This is a genomic window from Pseudorhodoferax aquiterrae (assembly GCF_014652235.1).
In the GTDB taxonomy this organism is placed as follows: Bacteria; Pseudomonadota; Gammaproteobacteria; order Burkholderiales; family Burkholderiaceae_C; genus Pseudorhodoferax; species Pseudorhodoferax aquiterrae.
Window position 1 is genome coordinate 105,872 of sequence record NZ_BMYK01000010.1, and the last position, 25,169, is coordinate 131,040.

Genomic DNA, 25,169 nt, shown 5'->3' on the forward strand with positions numbered 1-25,169 from the left:
TGCTGATCGATGCGCAGGGCTCTGGGGTGGCTGTGGGGGGTCTGTCTGTGGCTGTGCGTCGGCGTGGCGGCGGCCCAGGCCGTCCAGGTCGTGCCCGGGCAGGGCCAGCTGGTGCTGCACGAGGCGGCGGAGGTGCTCGAGGACCCCACGGGCCAGTTGACGCTGGAGGCGGTGCTTGGCCAGCGCTTCGCACCGCCCCAAGGCGGGCTGTCCAGCTTCGGCTTCACCGCGTCCGCCTACTGGTTCCGCTTCACGCTGGAGAACCCCGGCGCCAGCCCGCTCTCGCGGCTGCTGGTGCTGCGCACCAACTGGCTGGACACCGTGGACCTCTACGCGCCGGGGGCTGACGGCCAGACCGTCCACCGCCGCTTCGGCGACACGCTGCCGTTCGAAGAACGCGAGGTCGATGCGCCGCAGTTCGTGGTCAGCCTGTCCGTTCTGCCCGGCCGACACACCTACTACCTGCGCATCACCAGCGCGCAGGCCTTCATGACGCCCATGGAGCTGTGGGAGCTGAAGGCCTTCCACGAGAGCGACCGGCGCTGGTCGGCCTACTACGGCATGTTCTACGGCATCCTGGCCGTGATGGTGCTCTACAACGCCTTCATCTGGACCTCCACGCGCGACCGCAACTACCTGGCCTACTGCGCCTACCTGCTGTCGTTCTTCCTCATGAACGCGTCCTACAACGGCTTCGCGTACCAGTACTTCTGGCCGGAGTCGCCGCGTTTCAGCAACTGGGCGCACACGCCCTTCATCTTCGGCTTCCAGGTCGTCGCGCTGTGGTTCTCGATGAGTTTCCTGGAGTCGCGCCAGCGCACGCCGCGCGTGCACCGCGTGATGCAGGTCTACTTGGCGCTCACGCTGGTGGCCTGGCTGGTGGTGACGCTGGCCGGCGACCCGGTGGCCTACAACGCCGCGCCCGTGTACTTCATCTTCCTGGGCACGCCGCTGATCCTGACCGCCGGCCTGCGCGCCTGGCTGCGGGGCTACCGCGCCGCGCGCTTCTTCGTGCTGGCCACCATGGCCAGCCTGACCGGCAGCTTCGTCACCGCCCTGACGGTCAGCGGTTTCCTGCCCTACACCTTCGTGCACTTCCATGCGGCCGAGTTCGGCATTCTCGTGGACGTGGTGCTGCTCTCGCTGGCGTTGGCCGACCGCATCAATCTGCTGCACCAGCAGCGCCGCGCCGCGCAGGCGCAGGCCACGCGCCAGCGCCTGCAGGCCTCGTTCCAGCTCGAGAAGGCCAACATCCGGCTCGAGCAGCAGGTGCAGGAGCGCACGGCCGAACTGGCGCGGGCGCGCGACGAGGCCGAGCAGCTGGCCCGGCTGGACGCGCTGACGGGCGTGGCCAACCGGCGCTCCTTCCAGGAGGTGGCCGAGCGTGAATTCCTGCGCGCGCGGCGCTACGGGCATCCGCTCGCGGTGCTGGTGTTCGACATCGACCTGTTCAAGCAGGTCAACGACACCCATGGCCATGCGGCGGGCGACCTGGTGATCCGCGCCGTGGCCGGCATCGTGCGCGGCGCGGTGCGCGAGGTGGACTTCCTGGCGCGCATCGGCGGCGAGGAGTTCGCGGTGCTGCTGCCCGAAGTGGAGTTGCTGGATGCCCAGCGCACCGCCGAGCGCCTGCGTGAGCTCATCGCCGACTGGCGTGGCGCGTTCGAGGGCCAGGCGCTGCGCTGCACGGCCAGTTTCGGCGTCAGCACCATCGAGGCAGGCGACGCCGCATTCGATACCCTGCTGCAGCGCGCCGACCACGCCATGTACGCAGCCAAGCAGGCCGGCCGCGACCAGGTCAGCGTCTACAGCACTCTGTTCTGACTCAGAACGTGTGAATGAACCGATCGCTCCCACGACGGGGTGCGGCGGGCCGCAGGCGTAGGCGCGGGCCGCCGCCCGGGCTCGTGCCCGGGCAAGGACCGCAACGCCCGCATGCGGCCTGGCGGGCCCCGGCCCGAAGGGCGAGGCCCCGAGCGCAACGATCATGATGGAAACGGGTGCTCATCGGGGGCCTCGCGTGGGTGTGAGCGGTTCGTTCACACGTTCTCAGCCCGGGATGGTGCCCGGCAGCAAGATGCTGCGGTCCACGTTCTGGATGTTGGTGTGGCCGCAGAAGGCCATGGTCACGTCCAGCTCCTTGTGCAGGATCTGCAGCGCCTTGGTCACGCCGGCCTCGCCCATGGCGCCCAGGCCGTAGGCCATGGCGCGGCCGATCATGGTGCCGCGCGCGCCCAGGGCCCAGGCCTTGAGCACGTCCTGGCCGCCGCGGATGCCACCGTCCATCCACACCTCGGTCTTCGTGCCGACGGCATCGACGATGGCGGGCAGCGCTTCGATGCTGCTGGGCGCGCCGTCGAGCTGGCGGCCGCCATGGTTGCTGACCACGATGGCGTCGGCGCCGGCGTCCACGGCCAGCTGGGCGTCCTCGGGCACCATGATGCCCTTGAGGATCAGCTTGCCGCCCCATTGCTTCTTGACCCACTCGATGTCGGCCCAGGACAGGCGCGGATCGAACTGCTCGTTGGTCCAGGCCGACAGCGAACGCATGTCGCTCACGCCTTTCACATGGCCCACGAGGTTGCGGAAGGTGCGGCGTTGGGTGCCCAGCATGCCCAGGCACCAGCGCGGCTTGGTCGCCAGGTTCACGATGTTGCGCAGCGTGGGCCGGGGCGGCGCGGTGAGGCCGTTCTTCAAGTCCTTGTGGCGCTGGCCGATCACCTGCAGGTCCAGCGTGAGCACCAGCGCGCTGCACCTGGCGGCCTTGGTGCGCTCGATCATGCGGGCCATGGCGTCGCGGTCGCGCATCATGTAGAGCTGGAACCAGAACGGCGCCTTGGTGTGCTCGGCGATGTCCTCGATCGAGCAGATGCTCATGGTCGACAGCGTGAACGGGATGCCGAACTTCTCGGCCGCGCGCGCGGCATGGATCTCGCCGTCGGCGTGCTGCATGCCCGTCAGGCCCACGGGCGCGATGGCCACGGGCATCTTCGCCGCCTGGCCGACCATGGTGGTGGCCGTGGTGCGGCCCTCCATGTTCACGGCCACGCGCTGGCGCAGCTTGATCTTGTGGAAGTCGGCCTCGTTGGCGCGGTAGGTGCCTTCGGTCCACGAGCCGGAGTCGGCGTAGTCGTAGAACATGCGCGGCACGCGCTTTTCGGCGAGGACGCGCAGGTCCTCGATGGTGGTGATGACGGTCATGGCGGTATTTTCTTGCTCAGTTCACTTCACCACCATCAGGGTGAACGGCCAGACGTAGGCCTGCATGGTCACGTACAGGCCCACCAGGCAGGCCAGCGCGATCGAGTGGAAGAACACGTAGCGCAGGATCTCGCCTTCCTTGTTGAACCAGCGCGTGGCCGTGGAGGCCACGACGATGGACTGCGCGTCGATCATCTTGCCCATCACGCCGCCCGAGCTGTTGGCCGCGCCCATGAGGTTGGGCGACAGGCCCAGCTGCTCGGCCGCGACCTTCTGCATGCCGCCGAACAGCACGTTCGATGCCGTGTCCGAGCCCGTCAGCGCCACGCCGATCCAGCCCATCAGCGTGCCGAAGAAGGGGTACAGCACGCCGGTGTTGGCGAACGCCAAGCCCAGCGTGGTGTCGGTGCCCGAGAAGCGCGTGAGCGTGCCCAGGGCCAGCATCAGCACGATGGTGAGCAGCGAGTACTTCACCAGCCAGAAGGTCTTGAAGAAGGTGCGCACGATGGCGACCGGGTTGTACTTCATGACCAGCGCCGAGACGATGGCGGCCAGCAGGATGCCCGTGCCGGTGGCCGACAGCAGGTTCAGCGTGTAGACGGCGGCCTCGGGGTGGGGCGTGGGCACCACGGGCGGCACCTTCATGATCAGGTTGTGCAGGCCCTCGATCGGGAACTTGGGCGCGAAGATGCCGTTGAGCCAGGCCTTGACGGGCGGCAGGCCCCAGACGAACACGAAGACCGAGAGGATGGCCCAGGGCGTCCAGGCCGCGACCAGGGCCTCCTTGGAGTGGCGCACCACGGGCTGCGGCGGCTTGGCCTCGGCGGCGCTCGGGTCCCTGCCGCGCATGGCCGGCGAAGTCCAGACCTTCTTGGGCTGCCAGACGCGCAGGAAGGCGACCAGGCAGAGCATGGAGACGATGGCGGCGATGATGTCCACGAGCTCGGGGCCCATGAAGTTGGACACCAGGTACTGCGGGATCGCGAAGGACAGGCCCGTCACGAGGATCGCGGGCCAGATCTCCAGCATGCCCTTGCGGCCGGCGAAGGCCCAGATCAGCCAGAACGGCACCAGCAGCGAGAAGAAGGGCAGCTGGCGGCCGATCATGGCCGTGACCTCCATGAGGTCGTAGCCATGCACCTGGGCCAGCGTGATGACCGGCGTGCCCAGCGCGCCGAATGCCACGGGCGCGGTGTTCGCGATCAGCGACAGGCCCGAGGCGGCCAGCGGCGAGAAGCCCAGGCCGATCAGGATGGCGGCCGTCACGGCCACGGGCGTGCCGAAGCCGGCCGCGCCCTCGAAGAAGGCGCCGAAGCAGAACGCGATCAGCAGCAGCTGAATGCGGCGGTCCTCGGTGATGCCCGACAGCGAATCCTGCAGCACCTTGAAGCTGCCGTTCTGCTCGGTCAGCTGGTGCAGGAAGATGATGTTCAGCACGATCCAGCCGATCGGCAAGAGGCCCGTGAAACCGCCCAGCATGGCGGCGCGGCCGGCCATGTCGGCCGGCATGCCATAGGCGAACACCGCGACGATCAGCGCGGCGATGAGGCCCATGCCGGCCGCGATGTGGGCCTTGATGTGGAAGAAGCCGAGAGCGCCGAGCATCACGATCACGGGAATCGCCGCCAGCGCGGTCGATAGGAACATGTTGCCGAAGGGGTCGTAGATTTGCTGCCAGGTCATGGCGGGTCTCCTGCCGGTATTGAAAAAGTGGTTGTGAACAGGGCGTGGGGCGGCGGGCGCCCGGGTGCGCGGTGCACGGCGCGTCGGACTGTAGGGGGGCCAGTCCCCGCGGGGTGTGAAATGCCCGCGACGGGCTTGTGAAGGTTTTTCACGCGGCAGGGCGCCCTCTTTGTCAGCCTTGTGTCAGTCGGCTGCCGTCGCGTGGCGCGATGCGTGGTCGAAAAAAATGCACGCAGCCAGCGGTGCCGGCCGGGATCATGGGCCCGCACCGGGGGGAGCGCAATCCCCCGGCCACCACAAGAAGGAGACAGCATGGACCGCAGACACCTGCTGGCCAGCGCACTCGCGCTGGCCGCCGCCGCGCCGGCACGCGCACAGGCCTTTCCGAGCAAGCCGATCCGCATGATCGTGCCGTTCCCGCCCGGCGGCGGCACCGACTTCATCGCGCGCACCGTGTCCACGCGGCTGGCCGAGGGGACCGGCTGGACGGTCGTGCCCGACAACAAGGCCGGCGCCGGCGGCACCATCGGCGTGGCCGAGGCGGCCAAGGCCGAGGCCAGCGGCCACACGCTGCTGCTGGGTCAGCTCGACAACCTGGGCGTGGCGCCGCTGCTCTACAAAGGCCTGGCCTACCAGCCGCAGCGCGACCTGCAACCCGTCACCAACGTGGCGGACTTCCCCATCATCCTGCTGACCTCGTCCGCCTCGCCCTACAAGACGCTGGCCGACGTGGTGGCGGCCGCGCGCGAGCCCGGGCGCATCACCTTCGCCTCGGCCGGCAACGGCACCGTCTCGCACCTCGTGGGCGAGCTGTTCCAGCTGCGCGCGGGCGCCAAGATGCAGCACATCCCGTACAAGGGTTCGGCGCCGGCGCTCGTGGACGTGGTGAGCGGCCAGGTCACCGTGCTGTCCTCGTCCATCCCTTCGGCCTTGTCGCAGGTGCAGGCCGGCAAGCTGCGGCCGCTGGCCGTGAGCTCGGCGCGGCGCAGCCCCATCCTGCCGGACGTGCCGACCATCGCCGAGAGCGGCGTGAAAGACTTCGACGTGAACGTCTGGTACGCCGTGTTCGCGCCGGCCGGCGTGCCGGCGCCCGTGGTGGCGCAGCTCAACGCCGCGCTGGACAAGGTGCTGCAGCTGCCCGAGGTGCAGAGTGCCGTTCGCGCCCAGGGCGGCGAGGTGCGGCCTGGCACGCCGCAGGCACTGGGAGAGCGCCTGGCGGCCGACATCGCACAGTGGCGCGAGGTGATCGCGGCCGCGAAGATCCAGCTGGAGTGATCAGCCCACGGCCGCGGCCTGCGCCTCGGCGTCGTAGCGCTTGAGCCGCGGGCCGGCGCGCATGACCTGGCCCGGCAGCGGCCGGCCCAGCACGCGCTCGAGTTCGCGCGCGGCCTCGCACAGTGCGTCGAGGTCGATGCCGGTCTGCACGCCCAACTGCGCCATCAGGTGCACGGTGTCTTCGGTGCAGACGTTGCCCGTGGCGCCGGGCGCGAACGGGCAGCCGCCCGTGCCGGCCAGCGCGGCCTCGTAGCGCGTGACGCCCAACGCCAGGCCTTCCATGACGTTGGCCAGGGCGAGGCCGCGCGTGTTGTGGAAGTGCAGCGCCACGGGCAGCTGCGGCACGCGGGCGGCCAGGCGTTCGACGGTGGCGCGCACCAGCGGTGGCGTGGCCATGCCCGTGGTGTCGCCCAGCGTGAGGCCGGCGAAGCCGAGTTCGGCGAACTGCCGCGCGATGGCCTCGACCTGGTCCAGCGCCACGTCGCCCTCGAACGGGCAGCCGAAGGCGCAGGCGATCGCGCCGTGCAGGCGCATGGGCGCGCCACGCGCGACCTCGGCGATCTCGCGCATGTCCTGCAGCGAATCGGCGATGCTGCGGTTCAGGTTCTTGCGGTTGTGCGTCTCCGAGGCCGAGAGGAAGACCACGGCCTCGTCGGCATCGGCCGCCAGCGCGCGCTCCACGCCCTTGCGGTTGGGCGCCAGCACCGCGAGCTGCACGCCCGGGCGGCGCCGCACCGTGGCCAGCAGTTCGGCCGCGTCGCGCAGCTGCGGCACGGCGCGCGGCGAGACGAAGGAGGTGGCCTCGAAGTGGCGCACGCCGGCGTCCATGAGCCGCTCCAGCAGCGCGACCTTGGTGGCTGTGGGTACGAACACGGCCTCCGACTGCAGGCCGTCGCGCAGGCCGACCTCGGTGATGCGGACCTGGGCAGGGTAGGTGGGGTGCAAGAGTGCGTTGGGCATGCGGGTCTCCTGCGGCCAGCATAGCGGTGCGGGCCGGCGCAGGCTTGGCCTTTGGGCAGGGCGGCATCGCCAAATGCGATGCGTGGGCCACGGTCGTGCCGCAAGATCGCACCCGTCCCCGATTCCAGGAGTTCGTTCCATGCAGTTGAGCGGCATCCGCGTCATCGACCTGACGCGCATCCTCTCCGGCCCGTTCTGCACCATGCTGCTCGCCGACATGGGGGCCGACGTCGTCAAGATCGAGGCGCCCGACGGCGACCCGGTGCGCGCCCAGGGCGAGATCGTCGCCGGCATGAGCTGGTACTTCGCCGCGTTCAACCGCAACAAGCGTTCGGTGCGGCTGGACCTCAAGTCCGAGGCCGGCATGGCCGCGCTGCGCCGGCTCATCGCAGGCGCCGACGTGGTGGTCGACAACTTCCGCCCGGGCGTCATGGAACGCATGGGCCTGGGCTGGGACGCGCTGCGCGCGCTGGCCCCGGGCATCGTGCACACCAGCGTGACCGGCTTCGGCGCCTCCGGCCCCTATGTGGACCGGCCAGCCTTCGACTTCATCGCCCAGGCCATGAGCGGCTTCATGAGCATGAACGGCACGCCCGCCACCGGGCCCCTGCGCAGCACGCTGCCGATCAGCGACCTGATCGCGGGCTGCTATGCCGCGCTCGGCACGGCCGCCGCGCTGGTGCGGCGCGCGCGCACGGGCCAGGGCGAGCGCGTGGGCGCCTCGCTCGTGGACGGGCTCATCAGCTTCGGCGCGTTCGCGAGCGCGGACTTCCTGGCCAGCGGCAAGCTGCCCGTGCCGACCGGCAACGACCACCTGCTGGTCGCCCCCTACGGACTGTTCACGGCCAGCGATGGCGAGATCGCGGTGGCGCCGTCCAACGATGCCGTCTACCACAAGCTGCTGCAGGCGCTGGAGCTCACGCACCTGCGCGAGGACCCGCGCTTCGCCACGAATGCGCTGCGCGTGCAGCACCGCGCAGCGATCAATGCGCATGTGAACGTGGCCGTGTCGCGCCACGACAAGGCGCACTGGATCGCCACCCTGAACGCGGCCGGCGTGCCCTGTGGCACGGTCATGAACCTGGCCGAGGTCTACAGCGACCCGCAGGTGCTGTCGCAGCAGATGGTGCTGGAGGTCGCGCATCCGGGCCATGGCACGGTGCGCATGAACGGCTTTCCGGTCAAGTTCTCCGAGGCGCCCTGCGCCGTGCGGCTGCCGGCGCCGGACCCGGGCGCGCACACGGCCGAGGTGCTGCGCGAGGCCGGACTCAGCGAAGTGGAGATCGCGTCGCTGTCAGCTTAGGGACGCTGCCTGCAGATGGGCCAGCAGCAGCCGGCCCGCGTTGGGCAGGCCCTCGCCCGCGCGCACACAGATCTTGAGTTCGCGCTGCGCCCAGCCGTCCGTCAGCGCGATGGGGGCCAGGCCGTCGCCCGCGTACAGCGCCAGCGCCTCGCCCGGCATCACGCCCACGCCGAAGCCGGCCTTGACCATGGCGACCATGGCGTCGTAGGACGTCACCTGAAAGCGCATGCGCAGCGGCAGGTTGGCGGCCGTGGCCGCGCGCATCAGCATCTCGTTGCCGGCGCTGCCGCGGTGCATGCCGACCTGGTCGTACTCCAGCGTGTCGGCATAGGCCAGGGCCTTGTGGCCGGCCAGCGGATGCGCGGCCGGCACCACCAGCACCATGCGGTCGCGCCGGTAGGGGAACACCGTGAGGCCCTGCAGGTCCAGCGCGCTCGTGAAGATGCCGATGTCGGCCGCGTTGTCCAGCACCAGCCGCGTGACGACCGAGCTCACGCGCTCCTCCAGGTCGATCTGCACGCGCGGATGCTGGCGCGCGAAGCGGGCCAGGTCGCCCGGCAGGAACTGCGTGATCGACGAGAGGTTGGCCGCCAGCCGCACATGGCCGGCCGCGCCGCTGGCCTGCTCGCGGATGGTGTCGGCCAGGCCCTCGGCGTTGTGCAGCAGCTGGCGCGCGCCGCGTGCGAGGTTGCGGCCGGCCTCGGTCGGCTCGACGCCGCGCGCACGGCGGATCAGCAGCGGCGTGCCGACCTGGCGCTCCAGTTCGGAGATGCGCTTGCTGAGCGCCGAGCTCGCGATGTGCTCGCGCGCGGCCGCCGCGGCGATCGTGCCTTCCTCGACCACGGCGACGAAGAGTTGCAGCGAGTAGAGGTTCAGGCGCACCGGCAAGGTCTGCGGAGAGTGGGGGGAGGGCGAATCATAGGAGCCTGGCGACGGCACAATGCGGGGCCTTTTCCACCCGTCCCACGCCCTTGCCAGAAGCCCTCCCGCCGTCCCAGCCGATCGCCGCCGAACTGGTGGCCGTGCTCGTCGCCGTGACGGCCGGGCAGGCGCGCGTGCTGACCACGCACAAGGGGCTGGCGCTGCCCAGCGGGCCGTTCGAGCAGACGCACCGCTCGCTGCAGGCCGGCATGCGCGCCTGGATCGAGCGCCAGACCCACCACCCGATCGGCTACATCGAGCAGCTCTACACCTTCGCCGACCGCGACCGCGCGCGCGACCAGGGCCGCCGTGTGATCTCGGTCAGCTACCTGGGCCTCACGCGCGAGGCCGCGGCCATCGACGAGGCCGGCGGCTGGCGCGACTGGTACCGCTACTTTCCCTGGGAAGACCGGCGCTCGGATGCGGCCGAGGCGCTGCTCGCGCAGCAGATCCTGCCGGCGCTGGCGGCCTGGCGCGATGCCGCGCCCGACGCCGCCAGCGCGCAGCAGCGCCGCCTGCGCGTGGACACGGCCTTCGGGCTCGGCGGCTCGGCCTGGAACGAGGACTTCGTGCTGCAGCGCTACGAACTGCTGTACGAAGCCAGGCTGGTGCCCGAGGCGCTGGGCCGCAGCCGTGCCGGCGCGCCCGCCCTGCCCACGGGCCAGCCCATGCGCGAGGACTTCCGCCGCATCCTGGCCACCGGCATCGCGCGGCTGCGCGCCAAGATCAAGTACCGGCCCGTGGTCTTCGAACTCATGCCCGACGCCTTCACGCTGCTGCAACTGCAGCAGACCGTGGAGGCGCTGGCTGGCCATGCGCTGCACAAGCAGAACTTTCGCCGCCAGGTCGAACAGCAGGCCCTGGTCGAGGAGACCGGCGAACTGGCCCAGGGCGGCTCGGGCCGGCCGGCCATGCTGTTCCGCTTCCGCGACGACGTGCTGCTCGAGCGCGCGATCTCGGGCAGCAAGCTGCCGCTGTCCCGGTGATTCCCCCTGTGTGACGCCCGGGTTACACCTTGGCGCTGGTCTTATGCTCAAGTTGAGTGTAAAAACGGCGCTCCCGCATTTTTTTGCGCCACTAATACTCAAGTTGAGCAATATCATGGAGAAGTCTTCCACCGCCCGCCAGGCCGCGCCCGTCACCCCGCTGCCGCAGCTGATGCTGGAGCCGCTGGTGCGCGCCGCGCTGCTGGAAGACCTGGGCCGCGCCGGCGACATCACGAGCAACGCCGTGGTGCCGCAGGAGGCGCGCAGCCGGCTCACGCTGGTGGCGCGCCAGGCCGGCGTGCTGGCCGGGCTGGAGCTTGCGCGGCTGGCCTTCACGCTGTGCGACCCGGCCATCGTTTGGCAGCCGCTGCTGGCCGACGGTGCGCGGCTGGTGCCGGGCAGCGCGATCGCGCAGATCGAAGGCCCGGCGCGCGCCATCCTGACGGCCGAGCGCACGGCGCTGAACTTCCTGGGCCATTTGTCGGGCGTGGCCAGCGCCACGGCGCGCATCGCCGATGCGATCGCGCACACGCCGGCGCGCGTGACCTGCACGCGCAAGACGCTGCCGGGCCTGCGCGCCGTGCAGAAGTACGCCGTGCGCGTGGGCGGCGGCAGCAACCACCGCTTTGGCCTGGACGACGCCGTGCTCATCAAGGACAACCACATCGCCATCGCGGGCAGCCTGCGCACGGCCGTGGAGCGCGCGCGCGCCGCCATCGGCCACATGGTGCAGATCGAGCTCGAGGTGGACACGCTGGACCAGCTGCGCGAGGCCCTGGAATTGAAGGTGCCCATCGTGCTGCTCGACAACATGGACCTGCCCACGCTGCGCGAAGCCGTGGGCCTGACGGATGGCCGTGCCGTGCTCGAGGCCTCGGGCCGCGTGACCGTGGAGACCGCGCCCGGCATCGCCGAAACCGGTGTGGACCAGATCGCGGTGGGCTGGATCACGCACAGCGCGGCCGTGCTCGACATCGGCCTGGACGCATGACCATGCTGCGCAGACTGTTCCTGCACGCGGCACTGGCTGTGGCCGGCGTGGGCGTGGCCCACGCCGGCCCAGCCGACTACCCGACCCGCCCGGTCACCATCGTCGTGACCTTCGCGCCCGGCGGCGGCACCGACCTGCTCGCGCGCAAGCTCGCGCCCGTGCTGCAGCAGGCCTTGGGCCAGCCCGTGGTGGTGGAGAACCGGCCCGGCGCCAGCGGCAACATCGGCGCCAGCCACGTGGCCAAGGCCGCGCCGGACGGCCACACGCTGCTGATGGCCAACAGCTCCTTCGCGATCAACCCGGGCGTCTACGGCCCGCTGGACTTCTCGCCCGCGCGCGACTTCACGGCCGTGTTCAACGTGGGCTTCGTGCCCTCGGTGCTGGTGGTGCCGCCGGCCTCACCGCTGCGCAGCCTGGCCGACCTGCTGCAGGCCGCCAGGCCGCCGGCCGCGCCTGCGCTGTTCGCCTCCTGCGGCGCCGGCACGCCGCAGCACCTGGCCGGTGAGATGCTGCAGCTGGCCGCGCCCGTGCGCATGGCCCAGGTGCCTTACAAGGGTTGCGGCCCGGCGCTGACGGACGTGCTGTCGGGCCAGGTCGGCCTGGGCATCGTGACGGCCAGCAGCGCCGCGCCCCTGCTGGCGGCCGGCAAGCTGCGCGCGCTGGCCGTGACCTCGCCGCAGCGCACGGCGCAGCTGCCTGGCGTGCCCACGGTGGCCGAGCAGGGCCTGGCCGGCTATGAACTCGACCAGTGGCATGGCCTGCTGGCCCCGGCTGGCACGCCGGCAGCCGTGGTGCAGCGGCTCAACGAGGTGCTGGTGCAGGGCCTGGCCGACCCCGGGCTGCAGGCCCAGCTGCGCGGCCTGGGCTACACGCTCACGCAGGGCGACCAGGGCACGCCGCAGGCCTTCGGCGCGCTCGTGGCGCGCGACCTGCGGCGCTTCGGGACGGTCACGGCGCAGCTGGGGCTGCGGCTGGACTGAGTTCGGGCGGCGACAATCCGCGCCCCGCCACCGCCGACCGCCGCCCGCGCGAAGATGACCCTCACCGAACTCCGCCAACGCCTGCGCGCGCTGGGCGCGCTGCCGCTGCACGAGGGCAGGGTGCTGCGCCAGTGGGCGCAGGGCCGCCCGCTGATCGACGGCGCACGGCGCTGGCACGACGACTTTTTCCCGCAGCGTGTGCGTGCCGACCTGCCGCAGCTGACGCGCGACCTGGCCGCGCTGGCCACGCTGCAGTCGCAGCACCCGGCCGAAGACGGTTCGGCCCGCCTGCTGGTCGGCCTGCAGGACGGCCAGTCCATCGAGAGCGTGCTGTTGCCGCGCGACGGCCTGTGCGTGTCCTCGCAGGTCGGCTGCGCGGTGGGCTGCCAGTTCTGCATGACCGGCCGCGAAGGCCTGGTGCGCCAGGTCAGCAGCGCCGAGATCGTGGCCCAGGTCGCGCTGGCGCGCGCGCTGCGGCCGGTGAAGAAGGTCGTCTTCATGGGCATGGGCGAGCCGGCGCACAACCTCGACCAGGTGATGGAAGCCATCGAGGTGCTGGGCCTGCACGGCAACATCGGGCACAAGAACCTGGTGTTCTCCACCGTGGGCGACCCGCGCGTGTTCGAGCGGCTGCCGCAGGGCCCGGTGAAGCCGGCGCTGGCCCTGTCGCTGCACACCAGCAAGCGCGCGCTGCGCGAGCAGCTGCTGCCACGCGCGCCCAAGCTCGCGCCGGAAGAACTCGTGGCCGCGGGCGAACGCTATGCGCGGGCCACCGGCTACCCGATCCAGTACCAGTGGACGCTGCTGGACGGCGTGAACGACGGCGAGGACGAGATCGATGGCATCGTGCGCCTGCTCCAGGGCAAGTACGCGCTGCTGAACATGATTCCGTACAACACCATCCCCGGTCTCGCGTTCCGGCGGCCGGACTGTGACAAGGCCAAGGCCATCGCGCGCACGCTGCACCAGCGCGGTGTGCTGACCAAGCTGCGCGACTCGGCCGGCCAGGACATCGATGGCGGCTGCGGCCAGTTGCGGGCGCGGGCCGAGAAGCCGGTGCGCCTGGTGGCGCGGGCGGCGGCCGGCTGACGGGGCCCTCAGCCTGGTGGTTCGTCCTGCAGCAGCGTTTCGTAGTCCTGCCCGCCGTAGAAGATGCCGATGACGGAGACGACGTGGTCGTCGACCGCGAATGCGATGACGGTGCGCTTGCGGTAGTTCGTCGTTCGCAGTCCGGGGCGGATGTCGTCGCGACGGGTGCCCCGGTGGGGAAAGGTCTGCAAGCTCTCGCAGTACTGGACGATGGCCTGCGTGTAACGCAGGGCGACGCTGGGTGCCGCCACCGCGGCGATGTAGCGGTACAGGTCAGCGAGTTGTTCCTCTGCCTCTGCAGAGAAAACGACCCGGTGGCTCATTCGCGCTTGGCGTGCTCCGCCGCCAACCTCGCACGGACCTGATCGGTGCTGCGGGCCCGCGCCGGATCGGCTTTCAGCGCGTCGTAGGCAGGGCCGACGGTGCCATGCAGCCAACCTTCCACCGCACGGTCGCGGGCCATCAAGGCCCGCAGGCCGTCGCGGATGACTTCGCTTTCGGAGGCGTACTCACCCGCCGACACCTTGGCCTTGACGGCCTCGGCCATTTCCTTCGGCAAGGTGACGCTGATTTGCTGGGTGGTTCGCATGGGGCCTCCGTGGCGGGCAATCGTACTCCGCGCGCGCAGCCCTGCGCCAATCACCCTGTAGTGACCGCGCACCCCACCTTGCGCCCCGCTTCGACGATCTCGGCCCAGGTCTGGTCGTCCACCGTGATGCCGGCCACCGCGCGTGCCTTGCGCGCCGCGCGCTCGGGCTCGCCCGCGATGCGCACCTGGTCATGGCCCTGGCCCGCGGGGCCCTGGCGCAGCCAGTCGACGAAGGCATTGGCTTCCTGCGCGAAGCTCTGCTGCGTGCCGAGCCTGGCCGGATCGATCAGCACCGTCAGCATGCCGTTGAGCACGGTGCGCGCGGTGTCGGCTGGCCGGTGCCAGGTGCCGCCGCCCGACAGCGCGCCGCCCAGCAGCTCGCAGGCCACAGCCATGCCGTAGCCCTTGTGCTCGCCGAAGGTCATGAGCGCGCCGAACAGGCCGTTGCTCTGCGGCACCACGACCACGCCGGGGTCGGTGGTCGGACGGCCCAGTTCGTCGATCAGCGTGCCCTCGGGCACGCGCTCGCCCTTGTTGTGGGCCACGCGCATCTTGCCCTGGGCCACGCGGCTGGTCGCGAAGTCCAGCACGAAGGGCTCCTGGCCCTGCAGCGGAATGCCGATGCAGCAGGGGTTGGTGCCGAAGCGCCCGTCGCCGCCGCCGAAGGGCGCGACCACGGGCCGCGACAGCACGTTGACGAAGTGCAGCGAGACCAGGCCGGCCTCGATCGCCATCTCGGCGAAATGGCCGATGCGGCCCAGGTGGTGGCTGTTGCCCACCGTCATGATGCAGCTGCCGTGCTCCTTGGCGCGCGCGATGCCCATCTGCATGGCCTGCTCGCCCACGACCTGGCCGTAGCCGCGCTGGCCGTCCAGCGCGAGCATGGTGCCGATGTCCACGGTGGCCTTGGCAGAGGTGTTGGGCTTGAGGCCGCCTTCGAGCACGGCATCGACGTAGCGCGGCACCATGCCCACGCCATGCGAATCGTGGCCCGAGAGGTTGGCCAGGACCAGGTTGGCCGCGACCTTCTGCGCCTCGGCGGCACTGCTGCCGGCGGCCTGGATGACTTGCGCGACCTGGGCGGTCAGCTGTTCGGAAGAAATGGTTTTGCTCATGAGGGTTCCGAGGATATGCGGCCGCCGCCGGGCCGCCCCAAGGCGGCCGCGCCTCCCCCTCGGGGGGTGGCGTTACACGACCGCAGGGAGTGAAAAGCCGGGGGGCTCAAGGATAGGCCGCCGCCGGGCCGCCCCAAGGCGGCCGCGCCTCCCCCTCGGGGGGTGGAGTTACACGACCGAAGGGAGTGAAAAGCCGGGCGGCCCACAGTTCACATGACTGCGCCAACTTGCCACGGCACGAACTCGTTCTGCCCGTAGCCGTGCTTCTCGCTCTTGCTCTGCTGCCCGGAGGCCGTGGCCAGCACGAGTTCGAAGATGCGCTGGCCCATCTCCTGGATGCTGGCCTTGCCGTCGACGATCTCGCCGCAGTTGATGTCCATGTCCTCCTCCTGCCGTTGCCACAGCAGGCTGTTCGTCGCGAGCTTGAGCGAAGGCGAGGGCGCGCAGCCATAGGCCGAGCCACGGCCCGTCGTGAAGCAGATCATGTTGGCGCCGCCCGCCACCTGGCCCGTCGCGCTGACGGGGTCGTAGCCCGGCGTGTCCATGTAGACGAAGCCGTGCGCCGTGACGGGCTCGGCGTATTCGTAGACGGCTTCCAGGTTGCTGGTGCCGCCCTTGGCCACCGCGCCCAGCGACTTCTCGAGGATGGTGGTGAGCCCGCCGGCCTTGTTGCCGGGCGAGGGGTTGTTGTTCATCTCACCCTCGTTGATGGCGGTGTAACGCTCCCACCAGTGGATGCGCTCGACGAGCTTCTCGCCGACCTCACGGCGCACGGCGCGGCGCGTGAGCAGGTGTTCGGCCCCATAGACCTCGGGCGTCTCCGACAGGATGGCCGTGCCGCCGTGGGCCACCAGGATGTCCACGGCCGCGCCCAGCGCCGGGTTGGCGCTGATGCCCGAGTAGCCGTCCGAGCCGCCGCATTGCAGGCCGATCGTGATGTGGGCCGCGCTGCAGGGCTCGCGCTGGACGGCATTGGCGCGCGGCAGCATCTCGTTGATGAGGGCGATGCCCTTTTCCACGGTCTTGCGCGTGCCGCCCGTGTCCTGGATGTTGAAGGTGCGGAAGTTCTCGCCCTCGGCCAGGTGGCCGGTGGCCAGCCAGGCGTTGATCTGGTTGGCCTCGCAGCCCAGGCCCACGACCAGCACGCCCGCGAAGTTGGCGTGCGTGGCATAGCCCGTCAGCGTGCGCTCGAGGATCTGCATGCCAAGCCCATCGCCGTCCATGCCGCAGCCCGTGCCGTGCGTGAGCGCCACCACGCCGTCCACGTTCGGGAACGCGGCCAGCGCCTGCGGGTTGGTCTGGCGCGAGAAGTGGTCGGCGATCGCGCGCGCGGCCGTGGCCGAGCAGTTCACGCTGGTCAGCACACCGATGTAGTTGCGCGTGGCCACGCGGCCGTCGGCGCGCTTGATGCCCATGAAGGTCGCTTCGCGTTTCGCCGGCGCGGGTTTCACGTCGGCGCCGAAGGCGTAGTCGCGCGCAAAGTCGCCCTTGTCCGGGCCCATGTCGAGGTTGTGCGTGTGCACGTGCTCGCCCTGGGCGATGGGCTTGCTCGCGAAGCCGATGATCTGGTTGTAGCGGCGCACGGGCGCGCCGGCGGCGATGGCGTGCGCGGCAACCTTGTGGCCGGCGGGGATCAGGCCGCGCACCGTGAAGTCTTCGACGGTGGCGCCGCCGACCAGCTGGCTGCGCGCGATCACCACGTCGTCGGACGGGTGCAGGCGGATGAAGGGGGTCATCGTGGGGCCTCTTTGGGGCGGTGGATCAGAAGAACATTTTCGGCAACCACAGCACCAGCTTGGGCACATAGGTGATGATGGCCAGGCTCAGCAACAGCGGCACCAGCCAGGGCAGGATGGCCATGGTGGTGCGCTCGAAGGAGAGGCCGGCCACGCGCGCCAGCACGAACAGCACCAGGCCCATGGGCGGGTGCAGCAGGCCGATCATAAGGTTCAGCACCATGACCAGGCCGAAGTGCACGGGGTCGATGCCCAGCTGCAGCGCGATCGGCAGCAGGATGGGCACGAGGATGGTGATGGCCGCCGTGGGCTCCAGGAAGCAGCCCACGAACAGCATCAACAGGTTGGCCAGCAGCAGGAACACCCAGGCTTCCTTGGTGAAGCCCAGCACCCAGTTGGCGATGTCCGTGGTCACGCCCGTGGCCGTCAGCATCCAGCCGAAGATGGAGGCGGCCGCGACGATGAACAGCACCGTGGAGGTGGTCTCGATGGTCTCCAGGCAGACCTTGAGGAACATCTTCCACCGGAGCGTGCGGTACCAGACGAAGCCCAGGATCATGGCCCAGACGCAGGCCGCGATGGCGCCCTCGGTGGGCGTGAACAGGCCGGTGCTCATGCCGCCGATCAGCAGCACGGGCGTCATGATGGGCAGCAGGGCCTCGAACTTGAAGATCTTGTCCAGCACGAACAGCGAGGCCAGCCCAGCGAACACCGTGGGCTGGGCCGGCAGGCTCAGCTTGTCGACCAGGAGCCACAGGCCCAGCGGCCAGCCGACCACGACGGCCAGCTCCGACAGCGCCTTGACGAGGCGCGGGCCGCTGAACTTCATGTCGCGGCCCCAGCCGTTCTTGTGCGCGTAGTAGGCCACCGTGAGCATCATGAGGATGGTCATGAGCAGGCCTGGCAGCAGGCCCGCCAGGAACAGCGCGCCGATGGAGACGTTGCCCATCATCCCGTAGATCACGAAGGGCAGGCTGGGCGGAATGATGGGCCCCAGCGTGGCCGAGGCGGCCGTCACGCCGACCGCGAACTCGGTGCTGTAGCCGTGCTCCTTCATGGCCTTGATCTCGATGGTTCCCAGGCCCGCGGCGTCGGCGATGGCCGTGCCGCTCATGCCCGCGAACACCACCGAGCCGACGATGTTCACATGGCCCAGGCCGCCCTTGAGCCAGCCCACCAGCGCCAGCGCGAAGTTGTAGATGCGCGTGGTGATGCCGGCGTTGTTCATGAGGTTGCCGGCCAGGATGAAGAAGGGCACGGCCAGCAGCGGAAAGCTGTCGATGCCGCTGACCATGCGGTGCACCACCACGAAGGGCGGCAGGTTGCCCGAGATCAGGATGTAGACCAGCGAGGCGCCGGCCATGGCGATGGCCACCGGAATGCCGCCGGCCATGAAGAACAGGAACAGGATCTTGAGCATGCTCAGTCGTGGATGGTGGATTCGGGGCGCTCGAGCACGCTGTAGCCGCGCGCCCAGTGGATGCGGGCGACCTGCAGCGAACGCCAGGCCATGGCCAGGAAGCCGATGCAGCACACGCCGTAGACGATGTTCATGGGCGCGTCGATGACCGTCATGCGGGTGTTGCTGCCGATCTTCTCCATCATCTGCACGGTCATGACGGCGGCGGCGACGAAGAACGCGATGCGCACCACGTCGACCACACGCGACAGCCAGCGACCCATGGCGGCGGGCATGTGGCGGTAGAAGAAGTCGACCTGGATGTGGTTGTTCTTGCGCACGCCGATGGCCGCGCCGATGAAGACCACGCCGATCAGCATGTAGCGCGCCACCTCCTCGGTCCACGCCGCCGAATCGTTGAGCGCGTAGCGTGTGACGAACTGGTAGAGCACGGTGGCGCCCAGCAGCCAGAACAGCGCCAGCGCCACCCAGCCCTCGGCAATGGTGCCGGACAGGTCCACCTCCTCGTCTTCGGCATGGAAGTGCCCTTCATCGTCGATGATTTTTTGTTCATTCATGTTGCTCGCCCCCAGTCTTCGCGCACTGCGTGCGCTCCGCCAACCCCCGACCGGGGGCCACACCAGCGGCCCGGCGAAGCCGGTTCCGCGGTGTGTCTGGCTTCTGGTCTTTGATCGTTGGTGATGAAGATGGCGCAGCGCCCTGCGCCGGACCTCACTTGATGGCAATGATGCGGTCGTAGTCCTGCTGGCGGTAGCCGTGGTCCGTGGGCTTGGTGTTCTTGAGCACGGCGGCGCGGAAGGCGTCCTTGTCCACCGTGATCACGTTGTTGCCCTTCTTCTTGAACTCCTCGACCAGGCGCGCTTCGGAGGCGATGATCTCGCGGCCGGTCTTCTCGGCGGCTTCCATCATCACGTCGCCGAAGATCTTCTTCTCGTCGGCGCTGAGCTTGTTCCACAGGCTGCCCGAGACCACGGTCAGCAGCGAATCGACGATGTGGCCGGTCAGCGAGATGTTCTTCTGCACCTCGTAGAACTTCTTGGCCTCGATGGTCGGCAGCGGGTTCTCCTGTGCGTCCACGGTGTTGTTCTGCAGCGCCAGGTAGACCTCGGCGAAGGCGATCGGCGTGGCGTTGGCGCCCAGTGCGCGCGGGAAGGCCAGGTAGGCCGGCGCGTCTGGCACGCGGATCTTCAGGCCCTTCATGTCCTCGGGCTTGGCGACGGGCTTGGCCGCGCTGCTGGTCACGTGGCGCGCGCCGTAGTAGCTCAGCGCCGTGATGTGGTTGCCGGTCTTGTCGTCGTAGCCCTTGGCCAGTTCCTTGAACACCTCGCTGTTCGCGTACTTGAGCTGGTGCTCGGCGTCGCGGAAGATGAACGGGAAGTAGCTGATCGACAGCGGTGTGTAGCTGCGGCCCGCGAAGCTCGCGCCGGTCAGCACGATGTCCACCGTGCCCAGCGTCAGGCCCTGGTTGATGTCGGCTTCCTTGCCCAGCGTGGAGGCCGGGAACACCGTGATCTCGTACTTGCCGTTGGTGCGCTTCTTGATCTCTTCGCCGGCCCAGACCGAGTACTTGTGGAAGGGCTCGGAAGTCTCGTAGACATGGGCCCACTTGAGCTTGGTCTGGGCGCTGGCCAGGCCGGCGGCGGCCAGCAGGCTGGCCAGGGCCACGGTCTTCAGGATGTGTCGCTTGTGCATGGCTGTGTCTCCTCGTTGGTGGGGGGCGGTTCAGGTGGCAGGAAGATCCTTGGCGCGGCGCCAGCTGGCCGAGAAGCGCTGGTGCGATTTGTCCATGTGGGTGTGCATGGCGGCGCGGGCTGCGGCCTCGTCGCGCGCGGCGATGGCATCGCGGATCGCCTCGTGCTCGGCGATCGCCATGCGCCAGGACGGCACGGTCTCGAAGTAGCCGCCCAGCCGCGTGAAGATGGGGCCACGGCGCGAGTCCCAGAAGCCCTGGACGGTCTCGCTGAGCACCTGGTTGTCGCAGGCCTCGACGATGGCCAGGTGGAAGGCGCGGTCGCCTTCCAGCGGCATGCGCTTTTGGTCGGCCAGTTCGCGCATGGTGGCGATGGCGCGGCCCATGGCGTCCAGGTGGGAGCGCTTGCGCTGCAGCGCGGCGATGGCGGCGGTCTCGCCCTCGACCACGCGGCGCGCACGGATCAGCTCGAGCGGGCCCCACTCGGTTTCCGCGACCGGCGCCGCGGCGCGGCGCTCGCGTTCCAGCACGTAGACGCCGGAGCCCGTGCGCACCTCGACCCAGCCCTCGACCTCGAGCGCGATCAGCGCCTCGCGCACCGAAGGCCGGCTCACGCCCAGCTGCTGGGCCAGGTCGCGCTCGGCCGGCAGCCGCGCGCCCACGCCGAACTCGCCGCGTGCGATGAGGTCGCGCAGCTGGTCCGCGATCTGGCGGTACAGGCGTTGCGGGGCGATGGACTGCAGCGGCACGGTGAGGAACCAGCGGTTAGGGCTTGTACTGAATTGGCCAAGTGGTCTGACCAATTGATAATTCCACAGCTTCCGGATGGTCCCCATCCGGCGAAACCCTGAACTGGAGGAGATGCGATGCGATTGCAGGGCAAGAGAGTGCTGGTGACTGCCGCCGGCCAGGGCATCGGCCGCGCGGCCGTGGAGGCGATGGCGCGCGAGGGCGCGGAGGTCTGGGCCACCGACGTGAACGCCGGACTGCTGGAGCAGGCCTACGGCCGCCAGGCCATGGTGCACACCCAGCGGCTCGACGTGCTGGACAAGCAGGCCATCGCCGCCGCGGTCGCGGCCATGCCCGGCATCGACGTGCTCTTCAACTGCGCCGGCGTGGTGCACAACGGCCCCATCCTCGACGCCACCGACGACGACCTGGCGTTCGCGCTGAACCTCAACGTGCGCGCGCAGTTCTGGGCCATCCAGGCCGCGCTGCCGCGCATGCTGGACAACGACGACGGCCAGGGCGGAAAGGGCCGGGGCAGCATCATCAACATGGCCAGCGTGTGCAGCAGCCTCAAGGGCCTGCCCAACCGCTGCGTCTACGGCACCAGCAAGGCCGCCGTGATCGGCCTGACCAAGAGCGTGGCGGCCGACTACGTGGCGCGCGGCATCCGCTGCAATGCGATCGCTCCGGGCACGGTGGACACGCCCTCGCTGGGCGAGCGCATCAACGCCCATGCCGACCCGGTGGAGGCGCGCAAGGCCTTCGTCGCGCGCCAGCCCATGGGCCGGCTTGCGCAGGCGTCCGAGATCGTGCCCATCGTGACCTACCTGGCCAGCGACGAGTCCGTGTTCGCCACGGGGCAGGTGTTCTCGGTGGACGGGGGCATGACGATATGAACCAGCTCGACCTCCAAAGCCGCCACGCGGTCGTCACGGGCGGCGCGGTCGGCCTGGGCTACGGCATCGCGCAGCGCATGCTGGCCTCGGGTGCCACGGTCACGCTGTGGGACCGCCATGCCGAGGCCCTGGCGCAAGCCAAGGCCTCGCTCGGTGCCGGCGTGGACACCGTGCAGGTCGACGTGGCGCAGCACGCCAGTGTGGCCCAGGCCGCGCGCCAAACCGGCGCCGCCCATGCGGCCATCGACATCCTCGTCAACAGCGCCGGCATCACGGGCCCCAACGTCAAGCTCTGGGACTACCCGCCCGAGGCGTGGGAGCAGGTGCAGCAGGTCAACCTCAACGGCCTGTTCTTCTGCTGCCGCGAGATCGTGCCGCTCATGCGCGCGAAGAACTACGGCCGCATCGTCAACATCGCTTCGGTGGCAGGCAAGGACGGCAACCCCAACGCGAGCGCCTACAGCGCCAGCAAGGCCGCCGTGATCGGGCTGACCAAATCGCTGGGCAAGGAGCTGGCCGACACCGGCATCCGCGTGAACTGCATCACCCCTGCGGCCGTGAAGACGCCGATCTTCGACCAGATGACGGCCGAGCACATCGCCTTCATGCTGTCCAAGATCCCCATGGGCCGCTTCGGTACAGTCGAGGAGGTCGCGGCCATGGTCGGCTGGCTTTGCTCCGAAGACTGTTCGTTCTCGACCGGCGCGGTGTTCGACCTCTCGGGCGGCCGTTCCACTTACTGACCCTCAAGAAGGAAAACAAGACATGAAACTCGTCCGCTACGGCAACCCCGGCAAGGAAAAGCCTGGCCTGATCGACGCCAACGGCCAGCTGCGCGACCTCTCGTCCGTGGTGCCCGACATCGGCCCGGCCCAGCTCGGCGATGCGGCCCTGGCCAAGATCCGCAAGGTCAAGACGGACAAGCTGCCGCTGGTGCGCGGCAAGCCGCGCTACGGCAGCCCGGTGGCCAATGTGGGCAAGTTCATCGCCATCGGCCTGAACTATGCCGACCACGCGGCCGAGTCCAACATGCCGATCCCGGCCGAGCCCGTGGTGTTCACCAAGGCCAACAGCTGCATCCAGGGCCCGAACGACCCCGTCATGCTGCCCAAGGGCTCTGTCAAGACCGACTGGGAAGTGGAACTGGGCGTGGTCATCGGCACGCGCGCACGCTATGTCTCGCAGAAGGACGCGCTGAACTACGTGGCCGGCTTTTGCGTGATCAACGACGTCAGCGAGCGCGCCTGGCAGCTCGAGCACGGCCTGACCTGGGACAAGGGCAAGGGCTTCGACACCTTCGGTCCGATCGGCCCCTGGCTGGTCACGCGCGACGAGATCGCCAATGTGCAAAAGCTCGGCATGTGGCTGGACGTGAACGGCCAGCGCATGCAGACCGGCAACACCAAGACCATGATCTTCAACGTGGCCAAGCTGGTCAGCTACGTGAGCCAGCTCAACACGCTGATGCCCGGCGACGTGATCACCACGGGCACGCCGCCCGGCGTGGGCATGGGCATGAAGCCGCCGGTGTTCCTCAAGAAGGGCGACGTGATCACGCTGGGCATCGAAGGCCTGGGCGAGCAGCGCCAGGAAGTGGTGCCGTTCAAACTCTGAACGCACGCGGGCAACCGGGCACCAGGGGCGCGTGGCGCCCCTTTTTCATGGCGCATCCGATGCCCGGTGGTCTGCGGGGCCGCGCCTCGCCCGGCGCGACAACGCGCGGCTAAGCCGCGGCGCCGTCGCGCGCCTCGCGCCGCACGGCCTGGGGCGGCAGGCCGAAGCCGCGCAGGAAGGCCTCGCGCAGGTGGCGCCGGTCGCGAAAGCCGGTCTCGCGCGCCACCACCTCCAGCGGATGCCGGCTGCTCTCGACCATCAGCCGCGCCGCCTCCAGCCGCAGCCCTTCCACCGCCTTGGCCGGCGACTGGCCCGTTTCGGCCGTGAAGACGCGGCTGAACTGGCGCGGGCTGAGGCTGGCGGCCTCGGCCAGGTCTTCGACGCTCAGCGGCTGCGCCAGGTTGCGCCGTGCATGCTCCAGCGCCTGCTGGATGCGGTCCGACTTGGGCGCCAGCTTGAGCATCTCGGAGTGCTGCGACTGTCCCCCTGAGCGGCGCTGGTGCATGACGAGGCGATGTGCCACGGAACGTGCGAGGTCTGCACCCAGGTCTTTCTCCACCAGGGCCAGGGCCAGATCCAGTTCGGCCGTCATGCCGGCGGAGGTCCACACCGGCCCGTCGGCGATGTAGATGCGGTCGGCCTCCACCTGAACGCGGGGATGGTGCCGCTGCAGTGCCTCGGCCCAGTGCCAGTGCGTCGTGGCCCGTCTGCCGTCGAGCAGGCCGGCGTCGGCCAGGACGAAGGCGCCGGTGCACAGGCCGGCGACTCGGCGGGCCGTGCCTGCGATCTTGCCCAGCAGCCGGGACAGCGCCGGCGCCATGGGGGTCGACAACGGCGCGAGGACGCCCGCCACCAGCCAGGTGTCGGCGCGGCTGCGCGCCGTCAGCGGCCGGGCCTGCAGCGTGAGGCCCGTGGAAGCGCGTGCCGCGCTGCCCAGCGCGTAGCTCTCCACGCCATAGAAGGGCCGGTCCGCCACCAGATTGGCCATCTCGAACACCGCCTGGGTTCCGAGGCCCATGACCTGGAAGCCTTCGGGGAGCAGGTAGCCGACGCGGTGCATGGGAGTCCTTGTTCGATGTTGTCTTGATTCATGACTATATGCGTCATTTACGCCACGCGCTGGCGGGCGCACCATTCACCCGTCGCCCACACCACCATCCCCTTTCAAGGAGCTTCACCATGGCACACATCCATCGCGGCACGGCCCTCGTGACCGGCGCTTCCAGCGGCATTGGCGCGCTGTACGCGGAACGGCTCGCGCAGCGCGGCTACGACCTCATCCTGGTCGCCCGCAACCGCCAGCGCTTGAACGCCCTGGCCAGCGCCATCAGCACCCGAACCGGCCGGGCGGTGGAGGTGCTGCAGGCCGACCTGAACGACCCCCAGGCGCTGGCCCAGGTCGAGGCCAAGCTGCGCGAGGACGCCAGCATCACGCTGCTGGTGAACAACGCGGGCATCGGCACCCACACGCCGCTGCTGCAGAGCGACGTGGAACAGATGACCCGCATGGTCGAGCTGAACGTCACCGCGCCGATGCGGCTGGCCTACGCCGCCGTGCCGGGCCTCGTGGCGCGCGGCAAGGGGGCGGTCATCAACATCGCCTCCATCGTCGCCATCGCGCCGGAGACGCTCAATGGCGTCTACGGCGGCAGCAAGGCCTTCGTGCTGGCGTTCAGCCAGTCGCTGCAGAAGGAACTGTCCGGCACGGGCGTGCACGTGCAGGCCGTGCTGCCGGGCGCCACGGCCACGGACTTCTGGGCCACCGGCGGCTTGCCGGTGGAGCACCTGGACCCGGGCATCGTCATGCGCACCGAGGACCTCGTCGATGCCGCGCTGCTGGGCTTTGAGCGCGGCGAGCAGATCACCATCCCCTCCCTGCATGCGGGTGAGCAATGGGATGCCTACGAGGCCGCGCGCCAGGCCATGGCGGCGCATCTGTCCAGCAACACCGTTGCGCCGCGCTATGCGGCGGCGCGCTGAACACACGAGGG

General features: G+C 69.7%; 24 protein-coding genes. 11 read left to right on the forward strand and 13 right to left on the reverse strand.

What is annotated here, in order from left to right; translation table 11 throughout:
• Window positions 1-9 precede the first annotated feature (9 nt).
• Window positions 10-1,824, forward strand: a complete 1,815-nt coding sequence (locus IE209_RS17155; RefSeq protein WP_189688164.1) for a sensor domain-containing diguanylate cyclase — start codon at window positions 10-12, stop codon at window positions 1,822-1,824.
• Between the two features lie 225 nt (window positions 1,825-2,049).
• On the opposite strand, the gene IE209_RS17160 is transcribed toward IE209_RS17155, so the two are convergent.
• Both IE209_RS17160 and IE209_RS17165 read right to left on the reverse strand, forming a co-directional pair.
• Window positions 2,050-3,201: an alpha-hydroxy acid oxidase gene (locus IE209_RS17160; RefSeq protein ID WP_189688165.1), complete on the reverse strand. Its 1,152-nt coding sequence runs from the start codon at window positions 3,199-3,201 to the stop codon at window positions 2,050-2,052.
• Between the two features lie 21 nt (window positions 3,202-3,222).
• On the reverse strand, window positions 3,223-4,884 hold the full coding sequence (locus IE209_RS17165) for an L-lactate permease (protein ID WP_189688166.1): 1,662 nt from the start codon (window positions 4,882-4,884) through the stop codon (window positions 3,223-3,225).
• 312 nt (window positions 4,885-5,196) lie between these two features.
• Here IE209_RS17165 and IE209_RS17170 point away from each other — a divergent pair, with 312 nt between their 5' ends.
• Window positions 5,197-6,159 (forward strand): Bug family tripartite tricarboxylate transporter substrate binding protein, encoded by a 963-nt coding sequence (locus IE209_RS17170; RefSeq protein WP_189688167.1) that lies wholly within the window; start codon window positions 5,197-5,199, stop codon window positions 6,157-6,159.
• On the opposite strand, the gene IE209_RS17175 is transcribed toward IE209_RS17170, so the two are convergent.
• Window positions 6,160-7,119, reverse strand: a complete 960-nt coding sequence (locus IE209_RS17175) for a hydroxymethylglutaryl-CoA lyase (protein ID WP_189688168.1) — start codon at window positions 7,117-7,119, stop codon at window positions 6,160-6,162.
• A gap of 139 nt (window positions 7,120-7,258) precedes the next feature.
• Between IE209_RS17175 and IE209_RS17180 the strand changes: the two genes are divergently transcribed.
• Window positions 7,259-8,422 (forward strand): CaiB/BaiF CoA transferase family protein, encoded by a 1,164-nt coding sequence (locus IE209_RS17180; RefSeq protein ID WP_189688169.1) that lies wholly within the window; start codon window positions 7,259-7,261, stop codon window positions 8,420-8,422.
• On the opposite strand, the gene IE209_RS17185 is transcribed toward IE209_RS17180, so the two are convergent.
• On the reverse strand, window positions 8,414-9,304 hold the full coding sequence (locus tag IE209_RS17185) for a LysR substrate-binding domain-containing protein (RefSeq protein ID WP_189688242.1): 891 nt from the start codon (window positions 9,302-9,304) through the stop codon (window positions 8,414-8,416). The genes IE209_RS17180 and IE209_RS17185 overlap by 9 nt on opposite strands.
• A gap of 89 nt (window positions 9,305-9,393) precedes the next feature.
• Between IE209_RS17185 and IE209_RS17190 the strand changes: the two genes are divergently transcribed.
• From IE209_RS17190 to IE209_RS17205, 4 genes are all read left to right on the forward strand, one after another.
• Window positions 9,394-10,329: an NUDIX hydrolase gene (locus IE209_RS17190; protein WP_189688170.1), complete on the forward strand. Its 936-nt coding sequence runs from the start codon at window positions 9,394-9,396 to the stop codon at window positions 10,327-10,329.
• A gap of 115 nt (window positions 10,330-10,444) precedes the next feature.
• Window positions 10,445-11,320 carry a carboxylating nicotinate-nucleotide diphosphorylase gene (gene nadC, locus IE209_RS17195; protein ID WP_189688171.1) on the forward strand — a complete coding sequence of 292 codons (876 nt, stop codon included), beginning with the start codon at window positions 10,445-10,447 and terminating at the stop codon, window positions 11,318-11,320.
• Window positions 11,321-11,322: 2 nt separating this feature from the next.
• On the forward strand, window positions 11,323-12,300 hold the full coding sequence (locus tag IE209_RS17200) for a Bug family tripartite tricarboxylate transporter substrate binding protein (protein ID WP_189688172.1): 978 nt from the start codon (window positions 11,323-11,325) through the stop codon (window positions 12,298-12,300).
• A gap of 54 nt (window positions 12,301-12,354) precedes the next feature.
• Window positions 12,355-13,389, forward strand: coding sequence for an RNA methyltransferase (locus IE209_RS17205; RefSeq protein WP_189688173.1), 1,035 nt, complete (start codon window positions 12,355-12,357; stop codon window positions 13,387-13,389).
• An 8-nt stretch (window positions 13,390-13,397) separates the two neighbouring features.
• Here the strand turns inward: IE209_RS17205 and IE209_RS17210 are convergent, their stop codons facing one another.
• The 8 genes from IE209_RS17210 to IE209_RS17245 all read right to left on the reverse strand — a co-directional run bounded on the left by IE209_RS17210 (window position 13,398) and on the right by IE209_RS17245 (window position 20,688).
• Window positions 13,398-13,712 (reverse strand): type II toxin-antitoxin system RelE/ParE family toxin, encoded by a 315-nt coding sequence (locus IE209_RS17210; RefSeq protein WP_189688174.1) that lies wholly within the window; start codon window positions 13,710-13,712, stop codon window positions 13,398-13,400.
• Window positions 13,709-13,978 carry a ribbon-helix-helix domain-containing protein gene (locus IE209_RS17215; protein ID WP_189688175.1) on the reverse strand — a complete coding sequence of 90 codons (270 nt, stop codon included), beginning with the start codon at window positions 13,976-13,978 and terminating at the stop codon, window positions 13,709-13,711. Before IE209_RS17215 ends, IE209_RS17210 begins: the two co-directional genes overlap by 4 nt.
• Window positions 13,979-14,028: 50 nt before the next feature.
• The gene (locus IE209_RS17220) at window positions 14,029-15,093 is read right to left on the reverse strand and encodes a malate/lactate/ureidoglycolate dehydrogenase (RefSeq protein WP_189688176.1); all 1,065 of its coding nucleotides are present in this window, start codon (window positions 15,091-15,093) and stop codon (window positions 14,029-14,031) included.
• 209 nt (window positions 15,094-15,302) lie between these two features.
• A complete protein-coding gene (locus IE209_RS17225) occupies window positions 15,303-16,829 on the reverse strand; it encodes a UxaA family hydrolase (RefSeq protein ID WP_189688177.1) in 1,527 nt (508 codons plus the stop codon).
• A gap of 25 nt (window positions 16,830-16,854) precedes the next feature.
• Window positions 16,855-18,249 carry a TRAP transporter large permease gene (locus IE209_RS17230; RefSeq protein ID WP_189688178.1) on the reverse strand — a complete coding sequence of 465 codons (1,395 nt, stop codon included), beginning with the start codon at window positions 18,247-18,249 and terminating at the stop codon, window positions 16,855-16,857.
• Between the two features lie 2 nt (window positions 18,250-18,251).
• The gene (locus tag IE209_RS17235; protein ID WP_189688179.1) at window positions 18,252-18,806 is read right to left on the reverse strand and encodes a TRAP transporter small permease; all 555 of its coding nucleotides are present in this window, start codon (window positions 18,804-18,806) and stop codon (window positions 18,252-18,254) included.
• Between the two features lie 154 nt (window positions 18,807-18,960).
• Complete coding sequence (locus IE209_RS17240; protein WP_189688180.1) at window positions 18,961-19,941, reverse strand: sialic acid TRAP transporter substrate-binding protein SiaP; 981 nt, start codon at window positions 19,939-19,941, stop codon at window positions 18,961-18,963.
• A gap of 30 nt (window positions 19,942-19,971) precedes the next feature.
• Window positions 19,972-20,688, reverse strand: coding sequence for a FadR/GntR family transcriptional regulator (locus IE209_RS17245; RefSeq protein ID WP_145550921.1), 717 nt, complete (start codon window positions 20,686-20,688; stop codon window positions 19,972-19,974).
• Between the two features lie 117 nt (window positions 20,689-20,805).
• Here IE209_RS17245 and IE209_RS17250 point away from each other — a divergent pair, with 117 nt between their 5' ends.
• From IE209_RS17250 to IE209_RS17260, 3 genes are read left to right on the forward strand one after another with little or no spacing between them, the layout of a single operon-like run.
• Window positions 20,806-21,564 carry an SDR family oxidoreductase gene (locus IE209_RS17250; RefSeq protein WP_189688181.1) on the forward strand — a complete coding sequence of 253 codons (759 nt, stop codon included), beginning with the start codon at window positions 20,806-20,808 and terminating at the stop codon, window positions 21,562-21,564.
• Window positions 21,561-22,307 carry an SDR family NAD(P)-dependent oxidoreductase gene (locus IE209_RS17255; protein ID WP_189688182.1) on the forward strand — a complete coding sequence of 249 codons (747 nt, stop codon included), beginning with the start codon at window positions 21,561-21,563 and terminating at the stop codon, window positions 22,305-22,307. The genes IE209_RS17250 and IE209_RS17255 overlap by 4 nt, the downstream gene beginning before the upstream one ends.
• Window positions 22,308-22,329: 22 nt before the next feature.
• A complete protein-coding gene (locus tag IE209_RS17260) occupies window positions 22,330-23,178 on the forward strand; it encodes a fumarylacetoacetate hydrolase family protein (protein ID WP_189688183.1) in 849 nt (282 codons plus the stop codon).
• A 109-nt stretch (window positions 23,179-23,287) separates the two neighbouring features.
• Here IE209_RS17260 and IE209_RS17265 read toward each other — a convergent pair whose 3' ends face one another.
• A complete protein-coding gene (locus tag IE209_RS17265; RefSeq protein ID WP_189688184.1) occupies window positions 23,288-24,238 on the reverse strand; it encodes a GlxA family transcriptional regulator in 951 nt (316 codons plus the stop codon).
• A gap of 119 nt (window positions 24,239-24,357) precedes the next feature.
• Here IE209_RS17265 and IE209_RS17270 point away from each other — a divergent pair, with 119 nt between their 5' ends.
• On the forward strand, window positions 24,358-25,158 hold the full coding sequence (locus IE209_RS17270) for an SDR family NAD(P)-dependent oxidoreductase (protein WP_189688185.1): 801 nt from the start codon (window positions 24,358-24,360) through the stop codon (window positions 25,156-25,158).
• Window positions 25,159-25,169 lie beyond the last annotated feature (11 nt).